This window comes from Streptomyces novaecaesareae, assembly GCF_000716875.1.
Taxonomy (GTDB): domain Bacteria; phylum Actinomycetota; class Actinomycetes; order Streptomycetales; family Streptomycetaceae; genus Kitasatospora; species Kitasatospora novaecaesareae.
In genome coordinates this window covers 61,696-73,200 of the sequence record NZ_JNWQ01000007.1, presented here as the reverse complement: position 1 = coordinate 73,200, position 11,505 = coordinate 61,696, and the positions used below count along the sequence as shown (strand labels likewise).

At 71.9% G+C, this 11,505-nt stretch carries 11 protein-coding genes and 2 riboswitches; of the genes, 7 read left to right on the top strand and 4 right to left on the bottom strand.

The annotated features are described in order from the left end of the window. Positions 1 to 5: 5 nt before the first annotated feature. Positions 6 to 815 carry a cytochrome bc1 complex diheme cytochrome c subunit gene (qcrC, locus tag OP86_RS04425; RefSeq protein ID WP_030060212.1) on the bottom strand — a complete coding sequence of 270 codons (810 nt, stop codon included), beginning with the start codon at positions 813 to 815 and terminating at the stop codon, positions 6 to 8. A 187-nt stretch (positions 816 to 1,002) separates the two neighbouring features. Beyond that, a complete protein-coding gene (gene ctaE, locus OP86_RS04420; protein WP_030060211.1) occupies positions 1,003 to 1,623 on the bottom strand; it encodes an aa3-type cytochrome oxidase subunit III in 621 nt (206 codons plus the stop codon). A gap of 396 nt (positions 1,624 to 2,019) precedes the next feature. Between ctaE and OP86_RS04415 the strand changes: the two genes are divergently transcribed. The 3 genes from OP86_RS04415 (at position 2,020) to OP86_RS04405 (ending at position 5,297) form a co-directional block, all read left to right on the top strand. Then, positions 2,020 to 2,445, top strand: coding sequence for a response regulator (locus OP86_RS04415; RefSeq protein ID WP_030060210.1), 426 nt, complete (start codon positions 2,020 to 2,022; stop codon positions 2,443 to 2,445). A 117-nt stretch (positions 2,446 to 2,562) separates the two neighbouring features. After that, positions 2,563 to 3,639, top strand: coding sequence for an anthranilate phosphoribosyltransferase (trpD, locus tag OP86_RS04410; RefSeq protein ID WP_051829673.1), 1,077 nt, complete (start codon positions 2,563 to 2,565; stop codon positions 3,637 to 3,639). Between the two features lie 123 nt (positions 3,640 to 3,762). Then, a riboswitch (SAM riboswitch) is annotated at positions 3,763 to 3,881 on the top strand. Positions 3,882 to 3,932: 51 nt separating this feature from the next. After that, the gene (locus OP86_RS04405) at positions 3,933 to 5,297 is read left to right on the top strand and encodes an aminotransferase class V-fold PLP-dependent enzyme (RefSeq protein ID WP_030257276.1); all 1,365 of its coding nucleotides are present in this window, start codon (positions 3,933 to 3,935) and stop codon (positions 5,295 to 5,297) included. Between the two features lie 3 nt (positions 5,298 to 5,300). On the opposite strand, the gene OP86_RS04400 is transcribed toward OP86_RS04405, so the two are convergent. Together OP86_RS04400 and OP86_RS04395 are read right to left on the bottom strand one after the other, a co-directional pair. After that, complete coding sequence (locus tag OP86_RS04400) at positions 5,301 to 5,582, bottom strand: Lrp/AsnC ligand binding domain-containing protein (protein WP_030060206.1); 282 nt, start codon at positions 5,580 to 5,582, stop codon at positions 5,301 to 5,303. 41 nt (positions 5,583 to 5,623) lie between these two features. Continuing rightward, positions 5,624 to 6,406 carry a rhomboid family intramembrane serine protease gene (locus OP86_RS04395; RefSeq protein ID WP_051829672.1) on the bottom strand — a complete coding sequence of 261 codons (783 nt, stop codon included), beginning with the start codon at positions 6,404 to 6,406 and terminating at the stop codon, positions 5,624 to 5,626. Positions 6,407 to 6,607: 201 nt separating this feature from the next. Here OP86_RS04395 and OP86_RS04390 point away from each other — a divergent pair, with 201 nt between their 5' ends. The 4 genes from OP86_RS04390 to OP86_RS04375 all read left to right on the top strand — a co-directional run bounded on the left by OP86_RS04390 (position 6,608) and on the right by OP86_RS04375 (position 11,319). After that, positions 6,608 to 6,871, top strand: a complete 264-nt coding sequence (locus OP86_RS04390) for a hypothetical protein (protein ID WP_030060204.1) — start codon at positions 6,608 to 6,610, stop codon at positions 6,869 to 6,871. Positions 6,872 to 7,009: 138 nt separating this feature from the next. Continuing rightward, positions 7,010 to 8,458, top strand: a complete 1,449-nt coding sequence (locus tag OP86_RS04385; RefSeq protein ID WP_418952601.1) for an NYN domain-containing protein — start codon at positions 7,010 to 7,012, stop codon at positions 8,456 to 8,458. 199 nt (positions 8,459 to 8,657) lie between these two features. After that, a complete protein-coding gene (locus tag OP86_RS04380; RefSeq protein ID WP_030060202.1) occupies positions 8,658 to 9,695 on the top strand; it encodes a C40 family peptidase in 1,038 nt (345 codons plus the stop codon). Between the two features lie 337 nt (positions 9,696 to 10,032). Beyond that, a riboswitch (cyclic di-AMP (ydaO/yuaA leader) is annotated at positions 10,033 to 10,187 on the top strand. Positions 10,188 to 10,197: 10 nt separating this feature from the next. After that, entirely contained in the window at positions 10,198 to 11,319 is a 1,122-nt protein-coding gene (locus OP86_RS04375) for an NlpC/P60 family protein (protein ID WP_030060201.1), read from the top strand. Positions 11,320 to 11,505: the final 186 nt, after the last annotated feature.

Below are 11,505 nucleotides of genomic sequence, written 5' to 3'. Positions count from 1 at the left end.
GTGGCTCATGACTTCTTGGCCTTGGTGGTGTGGGCGGCGACCCAGATCGCGACCGCGATGAGCGTGCCGAGGCCGAAGATCCAGCCGAACAGACCCTCGGTCACCGGACCGAGGCTGCCGAGCGTGAGACCACCGGGGTTGGGCTCATCGGAGGTGGTGTGGCGGACGAAGGCCACGATCTGCTTCTTCTGCTCCTCGGGCATGGTGGTGTCCGGGAACGACGGCATGTTCTGCGGGCCGGTCTGCATGGCCTCGTAGATGTGCTTGGCGTCCACGCCCTCCAGCGACGGGGCGTACTTGCCCTTGGTCAGGGCACCACCCTGGCCGGCGAAGTTGTGGCACTGGGCGCAGTTGGTGCGGAACAGCTCGCCACCCTTGGAGATGTCATCGGGGTTGGTCGAGGTGTACTGCTCCTCCTTCGGGGTCACCGGGCCGGGACCGAGGGAGGCGACGAAGGCGGCGAGCTGGTCGATCTCGGCCTGCGTGTAGATGTTCTTCTTGCGCGGCACCTGGGCGCCGGGCTGCTGGGCCGGCATGCGGCCGGTGCCGACCTGGAAGTCGACGGAGGCGGAGCCGACGCCGACCAGGCTGGGACCGTCACTGCTGCCCTGGCCGTTCAGGCCGTGGCAGGAGGAGCAGCCCACGGCGAAGAGCTTCTTGCCCTCATCGATCGCGAGCGACTGCGCGGCGACGTCGGCCTGCGCCTTGTCGGCGGGCGCGAACGCGGCGTACAGCCCCCCGGTTGCCGCCAGGGCGAGAAGTAGGACGACCAGCGCCGCCAATGGGTGGCGCCGTCGTGCGGAGAGCTTTTTCACGGAATAACCCCGGTGTCAGGATCTGGTCGACTGGTGGGTGCACCCGGCGGCCGGTCTGGCCGGCACGAGGCTGCCTGTCTAGGGCTGCGCGCGCGGTCGGTCGGTGGGAGCGTCGGCACCGGCAGAAGCGGCCCGTCGCCGGTGAGGGCGGGGGCCGCAGCCGGTGGCCAGCGACCTGATCAGCTGGTTACTTGATCAGGTAGATGGTCGCGAACAGGCCGATCCACACGACGTCGACGAAGTGCCAGTAGTACGACACGACGATCGCGGCGGTGGCCTGCTCGTGCGTGAAGCGCTTGGCTGCGTACGTCCGTCCCAGGACCAGCAGGAAGGCGATCAGACCACCCGTCACGTGCAGGCCGTGGAAGCCGGTGGTCAGGTAGAACACCGTGCCGTACGGGTCGGAGGACAGCGACAGGCCGTCGTCCTTGACCAGCGCGGTGTACTCGTAGACCTGGCCGCCGATGAAGACCGCGCCCATCATGAACGTGATGATGAACCACATGCGGAGCTTCTTCACGTCACCGCGCTCGGCGGCGAACACGCCGAGCTGGCAGGTCAGCGAGGAGAGCACCAGGACGGTGGTGTTGACCGAGGAGAACGGCACGTTGAGAGCGTGGGCCTTCTCGGTCCAGAACTCGGCTCCCTTGACGGAGCGGAGCGTGAAGTACATCGCGAAGAGGGCCGCGAAGAACATCAACTCGGAACTGAGCCAGACGATCGTTCCGACGCTGACCATGTTCGGCCGGTTGACCGATCCGTGCGCGTGCCCGGTTTCTACTGCTGTTGCTGTCGCCACGACGGACATTATGTCGGTCCCTTATTCCGTCTTCACGCCGGGGGGTGTCCCTCGGAGTGTCCGGTGCGTGCGGTATGCCCGCTTGGGGGGCGACGGAGTGTCCGTACGGCGGCTGAGCAGCGGCGTGTCCCTTTTCTGACGGTTCCTCGGCGTGGCTCGCGACCCCGTTGCCCGGCGCGTCGTTGCACGGTCGGAGCAGTCGCGGGAGGTATGGGGGAGGGGGCCGGGTCGGCCGTACGGGTGGACCGGACGGGGCCGGGTGACGCGCCGTCCTCCAGGCGGGTGAGCGCAGGGCGCGGCGGCTTGAGGAGGAACGTGTGCGAGGGGGACTCGGCGGGCGGTGATCGGGAGTAGCATCCGGATCAGGCGAACGTGGTCCGGATCACACTTGAGGGAGCAGGGTCCATGGCGTACACGACCGATGAGACGCTCACCGTCCTCGTCTACAGCGACGACCGCAACACCCGCGAGCAGGTGCTGACGGCGCTCGGCCGCCGGCCCGCCGAGGATCTCCCGGAGCTGTCCTACCTGGAGTGCGCGACCACCCCCGCGGTGATCAAGGCGCTGGAGAAGGGCGGCGTGGACCTCTGCGTGCTGGACGGCGAGGCGGTGCCGGCCGGCGGGCTGGGGCTCGGGCGCCAGCTCAAGGACGAGATCTACGGCTGCCCGCCGGTGCTGGTGCTGATCGGCCGGCCGCAGGACTCCTGGCTCGCCGCCTGGAGCCGGGCCGACGCCGCGATCTCCCGCCCGGTGGAGCCGGTGGCGCTGGCCGGGGCGGTCGCCACCCTGCTGCGGGCGCGGCTGGCGAAGCGGGCTCCGGTAGCCCGCTGAGCAGTGGTGTTTCACTACTAGAGAAGGGGACCCGTCGGCTCCCCGTCGCTCGATAGGCTGGCTCCATCCGTACGGACGTCCCCCCGAGCGGGGAACCGACAACAGCTGGAGTCAGCCATGGTGAACGTGAACCCTGCGAACGGCGGTAGCGACCCCGTGCAGGTGGTCCGCACCTGGCCGGACCTCCTGGCGGCGCTGTTGAAGGGGGAGGACCTCGACCGGTCGTCCACCGCGTGGGCGATGGACCGGATCATGAGCGGCGAGGCGTCCCCGGTCCAGGTGGCCGGCTTCATGATCGCGCTGCGGGCCAAGGGCGAGACGGTCGACGAGGTCACCGGCCTGGTGGACGCGATGTACGCGCACGCCGAGCCGCTGGACATCCCCGGCCCGGCGGTGGACATCGTCGGCACCGGCGGCGACCGGGCGAAGACCGTCAACATCTCCACCATGTCGGCGATCGTCGCGGCGGCCGCCGGCGCCAAGGTGGTCAAGCACGGCAACCGGGCCGCCTCCTCGTCCTCCGGGTCCTCGGACGTGCTGGAGAAGCTGGGCGTGGCGCTGGACCTGTCCGCCCGGCGGGTCGCCGAGGTGGCCGAGGAGGTCGGGCTCACCTTCTGTTTCGCGGCGAAGTTCCACCCCTCCATGCGGCACGCCGCCACCGCCCGGCGCGACCTCGGGGTGCCGACCGCCTTCAACATCCTCGGCCCGCTCACCAACCCGGCCAAGGTCACCGCCCACGCCATCGGCTGCTTCGACACCCGGCTGGCCGGGCTGATCGCCGGGGTGCTCGCCCGGCGCGGCTCGACGGCGCTGGTGTTCCGCGGTGACGACGGGCTGGACGAGCTGACCATCACCACCAGCTCGCGGGTGTGGGTGGTGCGCGACGGGGCGGTCACCGAGACCGCCTTCGACCCGCGGGACGTCGGCATCGAGCTGGTCGGCATCGAGACGCTGCGCGGCGGGGACCCGGCGTACAACGCCGAGGTCGCGCGCCGGATGCTGGCGGGGGAGCGCGGGCCGGTGCGGGACGCCGTCCTGCTGAACACCGCGGCGGCCCTGATCGCGCTCGATCTGGGCGACGCGCCGCTCACGGAGCAGCTCGCGGCGGGCATGGCGCGGGCCGCGGAGGCCATCGACTCCGGTGCCGCGCAGGAGCAGCTGCGGCGCTGGTCGGACGCCACCAGCCGGAGCTGAAGAGGTAGTTGGGAGCCCGTACCGGTGCGCCGGTGCGGGCTCCAACGGCGAGCGGGCGAGTAGCTGTCCGGATGGTGGATGGCCGTTTGACCACCCGCTGGACGCGACTTAGAGTCTTCGGCAGGTCATGAGTGACAGCGTCAAGCCCCAGCTTGCTGTCCGGCAACCCTCCGTCCGTGGCGGGGTGCCCTGGGTGAGGACCGGGTCGCCACGGCAAACCGTCCGTGCGGCAAGCGCGGACGCCCGACGACTAGCACTCCCGGGGTCCCTACACCCCGAAGGAGTGCATCCTCATGACCCTTGCCACCGAAATCTGCGCCCCCCTCGCCGTCCTCGGTGCCGACGTCCAGGTCCCGCTCGCCAGCGGTGAGAAGGTCGGCTACGCGGCGCTCGACTACGCGGCCAGCTCGCCGGCGCTGCAGCGGGTGTGGGACGACGTCGCCGCCTACGCGCCGTACTACGGCAGCGTGCACCGTGGGGCCGGGTACCTCTCGCAGCTGTCCACCGACCTGTTCGAGCAGAGCCGCCGCACCGTCGCCGAGTTCCTCGACCTGCGCGAGGGCGACCAGGTGGTCTTCACCCGGGCCACCACCGACTCGCTCAACCTGCTGGCCGCCGCCGTCCCGGCCGGCACCCGGGTGTTCGCCTTCGAGACCGAGCACCACGCCTCGCTGCTGCCCTGGGCGCACGCCGGACTGGACGTCACCTACCTGCGCGCGCCGCGCTCGCGGGCCGAGGCGGTCGCCGCCCTGGACGCCGCGCTGGCCGAGGCGCCCGAGGGCCCGAAGCTGCTCTGCGTCACCGGCGCCTCCAACGTGACCGGCGAGCTGTGGCCGGTCGCCGAGCTGACCGAGACCGCGCACCGGCACGGCGCCCGGGTGGTGCTGGACGCCGCCCAGCTGGCCCCGCACCACCGGGTCTCGGTGCGCGAGCTGGACGTCGACTGGATCGCCTTCTCCGGCCACAAGATCTACGCGCCGTTCGGCGCCGGGGTGCTGGCCGGCCGGGCGGACTGGCTGGACGCCGCCGAGCCGTACCTGGCCGGCGGCGGGGCGACCCGCACGGTGGCCCGGGAGACGGACGGCTCGGTGGCCGTGCAGTGGCACACCGGCCCGGCCCGGCACGAGGCCGGCTCGCCGAACGTCATCGGCGCCTACGCGATCGCCTCGGCCTGCCGGGCCCTGGGCGAGGCCGGCTTCGACGCGCTGGAGGCCCGGGAGCAGCAGCTGATCGCCCGGCTGACGGCGGGGCTGGCGGAGATCCCGCAGGTCAGGGTGCTGAACCTGTTCGGCACCGACTCGGCCCGGGTGGGCGTGCTGTCCTTCGTGGTGCAGGGCTGGAACAGCTCGCACTTCTCGGCCGCGCTGTCCGCCGAGTACGGCATCGGGGTGCGCGACGGCCTCTTCTGTGCCCACCCGCTGGTGCGCACCCTGCTCGGGGACGAGGACGTGGCGGTCTCGGAGTGCGGCGCGCCGGAGCCCTCGCTGCCGGGCGAGCGCAGCCTGAACGCGATCCGGGTGAGCTTCGGCGCCGGGACTCCGGACGAGCACATCGACCGCTTCCTGACCGCCGTCCGGGAGCTGGTCACGGACGGCGCGGCCTGGAACTACCGCAACGAGGGCGGCCGTTGCGTCGTGGACACGCGGCGCGACGGCTGAGCGCTACTCGTCCAGGCCGAGGGCGAAGGCGGCTTCCAGGTCGTGCTGGGAGTAGGTGCGGAAGGCGATCTGGGTCTCGGTGTGGGCCACGCCCGGGACCTTGTTGAGCCGGCCCGGGATGACGTCGGCCAGGTCGTCGTGGCGGCGCACCCGGACCATCGCCACCAGGTCGTAGCCGCCCGTCACCGAGTACACCTCGCTGACGCCCTCGATCGCGGCGATGGCCTCGGCGATCTCCGGGATGCGGTCGACACTGGTCTTGATCAGGACGATGGCGGTGATCACTGTTCGGGCTCCTTTGTGGGGTGCCGCCAGCGTATCGGGCGTCAGCCGGGGCGTCGCGAGGGGTTGCGGGCCACGGTGCAGGCGTAGAGGAAACCGGCCGAGAAGCCGATCACGTGGACCAGGTAGGCCACCCCCGGGCCCGCCGAGTGCACCGACCACCACTGGAGGGCGAACCAGAGGCCGAGCACCAGCCAGGCCGGGAAGCGCAGCGGCAGGAAGAACAGCAGCGGGACGAGCGTGGTCACCCGGGAGCGCGGATGGAAGCGCAGGTAGCCGCCGAGGACGGCGGAGATCGCGCCGGAGGCTCCGATGAGCACCCGGGTGGAGTCCGGCGAGTGCGCCTCGGCGAGCGCGAAGCCGTACGTGGCCAGGCTGCCGGCGGCCAGGTAGAAGAGGGCGTACCGGGCCCGGCCCAGCCGCTGCTCGACGGTCGGGCCGAAGACGTGGAGGAAGAGCAGGTTGCCGAGCAGGTGCAGCCAGCCCGCGTGCAGGAAGAGGCCGGAGAGGACGGACAGCGCCGGGTGCTTGCCCGGGGTCGGGGCGGCCGGGCAGCCGGGGACCGGGTCGGGGGCCTCGGCCAGCTGTTCGGCGGTCAGCGGCCGTCCGGCCAGCAGTTCGGCCGGGACGGCGCCCCAGCGCTGCTCGTACCGCTGCTCCGCGCAGACCCGGGCCTGGCCGGTGCCGTACAGCGGGTTGAGCCCGGCGGCGGGGCCGAGAAGGAAGACCAGGGTGTTGACCGCGATCAGGGCGTAGGTGACCGCCGGGGCGGACGGCTGCGGCCGGCCGCCCCGCGCGGCGGTGTGGTCGGGGGCCGTGAGCGCCATGCGGCCAAGCATCCCTCCGGGCGCCGCAGGTGACGCGGTGGTTTACGGCAGGTGGAGTAGCCCTGCTATTCCGCTGACCGGTGGTCGCGATGGTTGCCCCAGGCAATAGGCTTGGGGCGGGCAATCCCGCCTCCCGCCGCCGATGCCGGGGCTCCGGGGGGAGCGCCTAGCCCACGCAGGGAAAACCCGAGAGGACCCCCGATGACCGTCCCCGCCCTGACCGCCGAGACGCGCTGGCGCTGCACCCTGTGCGGCAACCTCACCCGCTTCGACGTGACCCGCACCGCGCGGGTGACCGAGTTCCTGCACTTCGACCTGGCCGGCGAGTCCAAGGTCGAGGAGACCGAGGTGCTGAGCGAGACCGTCGAGTCGGTGCGCTGCCGCTGGTGCAACGCCGTGGACCAGGTCGAGCTGGTGGCCCGTCCGGGCGCCGAGGGTGCGCAGACCCCGGCCGAGCAGGGCTGATTCCCGCCGGTGCGGCGGGCGGTGCGCGGCGCGCCCGTCCGCCGCACGGGACAATACAGAACAGACAAGACGCACGGAGCGTGACGACAGGGGGCGGTCGCGGCCGTACCCGCCGGAAACAGGATCGGAGCCGAGGACGTGGTGGACGCAGCGAAGGAGCCCGGCGAAGCGCAGGGACTTCGGCCCGCTGCGCAGGCGCAGGCGCCGGACGCCGGGGTGGGCCCGGCGGAGAGCACTGCCTCGTCCGACTCCGTCGAGCCCGGGTCGGAGCGCGTGATCGAGAAGCTCGACCGGCCGCTGCCCGAGGGCGTGCGCCGGCGCGTGGTCGGGCTGGCCTCGGACGCGCTGGGCGGACTGCCGCCGGGTGAGCTGCCGCAGAGCCTGCGTCAGTACGTCAAGTTCACCCCCGCGCGGCGGGCCAAGTACGCGGCCACGGCGCTGGCCGCGGCGCTGGAGGCGGAGCCGGCCTTCCGGGTGCGGATAGCGGAGCGGCTGCGGCTGGGGCAGCCGGACCTGGTGCGGGCGCTGGAGTCGGGCAGTGTTCCGGGTGCCGCCGATCCGATGGACGTCGCGGCCGCCGCCTACCTGGTGCGCTCGGCGGGCTGGAGCCGGCTGGTCGCCGAGGCCGGTGACGAGGCCGAGCGGGCCGGTGTCGAGGACGCCGTCGCCGAGGCGACCCGCCTGGTGGAGAAGCTGCAGGCGGAGCTGGCCGAGGTGCGGGCCGCGGCGCGGGCGGACCTGGACCGCCAGCGCGCGGAGTCCGAGGGCGTCCGGCGGGAGGCCGAGTCGCTGCGCAAGAAGGTGCGCTCGCTGGAGAGCGACACCCGCCGGGCGCAGGCCGAGACGCGCCGGGTGGCCTCGGAGCTGGAGGCCGCGAAGGCCCAGGGCGCGGCCGAGCGCAGCGCCGCCGAGGGCGAGGCCCGGCGGCTGAGGCACCGGGTCTCCGAGCTGGAGACCGCCGCCGAGCAGGGGCGCCGGTCGGCCCGTGAGGGGCGCAGCGTCGAGGACATGCGGCTGCGGCTGCTGCTGGACACCGTGCTGCAGTCGGCCCAGGGGCTGCAGCGGGAGCTGGCGCTGCCGGTCTCCCAGATCCGCCCGGCGGACCTGGTGGAGGCGGTGGTGCCGGGCGCGGCCTCGCCGCACGACGTGGCGCGGCGCGGGCTGGCCGAGGACGATCCGGCGCTGCTGGACCAGCTGCTGGCGATCCCGCAGGTGCACCTGGTGGTGGACGGCTACAACGTGACGAAGACCGGCTATCCGACGCTGCCGCTGGAGCAGCAGCGGATCCGGTTGCTGGGCGGGCTGGCGATGCTGGCCCAGCGCACGCAGGCGGAGGTCACCTGTGTGTTCGACGGGCAGGACCTGGACGTCCCGGTGATCATGGCGCCGCCGCGCGGGGTCCGGGTACGGTTCAGCCGGACCGGGGAGACCGCGGACGAGCTGATCCGTCGTCTGGTGCGGGCCGAGCCGCAGGGCCGTCCGGTGGTGGTGGTCTCCACCGACCGCGAGGTCGCGGAGGGCGTGCGGAAGGCGGGCGCGCGCCCGGTGGCCTCGGTGCTGCTGTTGAACCGGCTGGCCCGGCCCTGACCCCGGTCGGGCGGCATGACGCCTGGTCGGTGGCGGTTTCGCGATGGTGTGCGCGTCCCGTGAAGTCAGTGTGGGGAACGGACTTCACGCCTTCGGGGGAGTGGCAAATCGGTTAGATCTTCACTAGGGTCTGGCGTCAAACCTATTTTCCGGAATCTCGTCCGATCGGGTGAGTCCGATGGAAGAAGGAGCCGGTCCCTTGGCCTCCCACCGCCGTCCCAAGCAGCCGAGCCGCGCGCGGGTCTCCGTGCTCACTGCTGCCGCTGCGACCGCGGTCGCACTGTCCGCCCAGGTGGCCGCGCACGCCGCGCCGCAACCGAACACGACGGACGTCAAGGCGCAGATCGACCAGCTCCAGCAGGAGCAGGAGCAGGCGGCCGAGAAGTACAACGGCGCCAAGGAGCGGGCCGACCAGCTGCGCAAGCAGGCCGACCAGCTGCAGGACCAGGTGGCCCGCAGCCAGGAGCAGATGACCCAGCTGCAGGGCGGCCTGGCCGAGGTGGCGGGCGAGCAGTACCGCACCGGCGGCATCGACCCGTCCGTCCAGCTGATGCTCTCCTCCGACCCCTCCGGCTACCTGGAGAAGGCCTCCACCGTCCAGCAGGCCAGCACCACCCAGGCCGAGGCGCTGAAGGGTCTGCTGGAGCAGCAGCGCCGGCTGGACCAGGAGAAGGCCGAGGCGGCCGCCGTGCTGGCCTCGCTGGACTCCACCACCAAGGACCTGAACCAGGCCAAGTCGGACGTCAACACCAAGCTGAAGGCCGCGCAGGACCTGCTGAACTCGCTCAGCGCCGCCGAGCGCAACGCGCTGAAGGCCCAGCAGGCGCAGGACGACCGCGCCTCGCGCGGCAGCGACCGGGTCGACCTCAGCAACCTGCCGCCGGCCAGCGGTTACGCGGCCGTCGCCGTGTCCAAGGCGATGAGCAAGCAGGGCTCCCCGTACGTGTGGGGCGCCACCGGCTCCACCACCTTCGACTGCTCGGGCCTGATGGTCTGGGCGTACGGGCAGGCCGGCGTCTCGCTGCCGCGCACCTCGCAGGAGCAGGGCCACTACGGCACCGCCGTGCCCGGGCTGGCCGCGGCTCAGCCGGGGGACCTGGTGATCTACGGCGGCGACATGCACCACGTCGGGATGTACATCGGCAACGGCATGGTGGTCCACGCGCCGCACACCGGTGACGTGGTGAAGGTGATGAAGGCCGACGCGATGCCGATCAACACGATCCGCCGGGTCTGACGGCCCGACACGCCGACGGGACCTCGTCGGGCCCTGTGATCCGCGCCACCTCCGGTTCGGGGGTGGCGTTCGGCTTTTCGCCCGTTTGTGACCGCCTGGTGAGACCTGATCAGCCTTGCGTGCGGTGGCGATCACGATCGGTCATTTTCACAAAAGAACTTGGGTAATCTTCTGTCTTTTTTCTGACAAGGATTTGAACCGATCACGGTTCAGTTACTAGGGTCGTGCCCCGAACCACCGCACTGTCGATCACCCAGCCTGGGTGGCGGCGGTGGTCACCGCCGAGTTCGCGAGGCAGCGGGGCAGGTCGAAGCGACTGCCCGACAGGGGAGCCCAGTGGTCGGGGGCGCTGCGGAGCGGAGCCGGGGAACCACGTTCCTCCGGGGTGAATCGGCGCCAGGTCGGCCGGTCGAACGGTCGTGAGGCGTCGTAGGGCAATGCTTCCGGCCCGAACCCGTCAGCTCACCCGGTAGGCGGACGTAGGAAGAAGGAGTCCGCCTTCGTGGCGTCCCATCGTCGTCCCAAGCCAGCAGGCCGCGCCCGGGTCTCGATCCTGACCGGTGTCGCCGCCGCAGCCGTCGCCCTCTCCGCGCAGTCCGGCGCGCACGCCGACCCGCAGCCGACCAAGGACCAGGTCAAGGAGCAGGTCGACCAGCTCAACGAGCAGGCCGAGGTGGCGACCGAGCAGTACAACGCCGCCCAGGAGAAGCAGCAGACGCTGGAGAAGCAGGTCACCGGCCTGCAGGACCAGGTGGCCCGCCAGCAGGCCCAGGTCACCGAGCTGCAGGGCGGTCTCGCCGAGATCGCCGGGGAGCAGTACCGCAACGGCGGCATATCCCCGACCGTCCAGCTGATGTTCTCCTCCAGCCCGGACAACTTCCTCAACCAGGCCGGTGCGCTGAACCAGGCCGGTGACACCCAGAGGAACCAGCTGAAGCAGCTCCAGGAGCAGCAGCGCAAGCTGGACCAGGACCGCACCGAGGCCCAGGGCAAGCTCGCCGAGCTGGAGTCCACCACCCAGCAGCTGAAGTCCTCCAAGGACGAGGTCCAGAACAAGCTGAAGGCCGCCCAGGACCTGCTCAACACCCTGACCGAGCAGGAGCGGGTGGCGCTGAAGGCGGCCGAGGAGAAGGCCGCCGCGGACGCCAAGGCCCAGGCCGACGCCGCCAAGGCCCAGCAGCAGGCCGCCGACCGCGCCTCGCGCGACAACAGCCGCGGCGACCTCTCCCCGGCCCCGACCTCGCCGGTTGCCAAGCCGGCCGCGCCCGGCAGCTCGCACGGCGCCGCCGCGCTGGCCGCCGCCGCCACCAAGATCGGCAGCCCGTACGTGTGGGGCGCCACCGGCCCGGGCTCCTTCGACTGCTCCGGCCTGATGGTCTGGGCGTTCAACCAGGCCAACGTCTCGCTGCCGCGCACCTCGCAGGAGCAGGCCAGCGCCGGGACCCGGATCGGCTCCGACCTGTCCCAGGCCCAGCCCGGCGACCTGCTGATCTTCTACAGCGACGCCCACCACGTCGGCATCTACGCGGGCAACGGCCAGGTGCTGCACGCACCCAAGCCGGGTGCCAGCGTGCGCTACGAGGCCGTCACCAACATGCCGCTGAGCTCCATCGTGCGGGTCTGACCCCGCTCGGCGCCTCCAGGCCCGGTCTTCCGTCACGGAAGGCCGGGCCTGCGGCTTTGTCGGCGGTTCGCGCTGGTGTCCGATTACGGGTCAAATATTCGAGTTGGTAGGGGTTTGGACTCGCTTGCCCGGACTCGCTAACGTCTGCCACCGGACTCCCGCTCGACGGCCGCCCGCAGTGCGGCG

What these genes read in the sequence shown, in the direction of transcription:
- ctaE (WP_030060211.1), bottom strand. Translation starts at nt 1,623, where the DNA reads ATGTCCGTCGTGGCGACAGCAACAGCAGTAGAAACCGGGCACGCGCAC.
- OP86_RS04415 (WP_030060210.1), top strand. Translation starts at nt 2,020, where the DNA reads ATGGCGTACACGACCGATGAGACGCTCACCGTCCTCGTCTACAGCGAC.
- trpD (WP_051829673.1), top strand. Translation starts at nt 2,563, where the DNA reads ATGGTGAACGTGAACCCTGCGAACGGCGGTAGCGACCCCGTGCAGGTG.
- OP86_RS04405 (WP_030257276.1), top strand. Translation starts at nt 3,933, where the DNA reads ATGACCCTTGCCACCGAAATCTGCGCCCCCCTCGCCGTCCTCGGTGCC.
- OP86_RS04395 (WP_051829672.1), bottom strand. Translation starts at nt 6,406, where the DNA reads ATGGCGCTCACGGCCCCCGACCACACCGCCGCGCGGGGCGGCCGGCCG.
- OP86_RS04390 (WP_030060204.1), top strand. Translation starts at nt 6,608, where the DNA reads ATGACCGTCCCCGCCCTGACCGCCGAGACGCGCTGGCGCTGCACCCTG.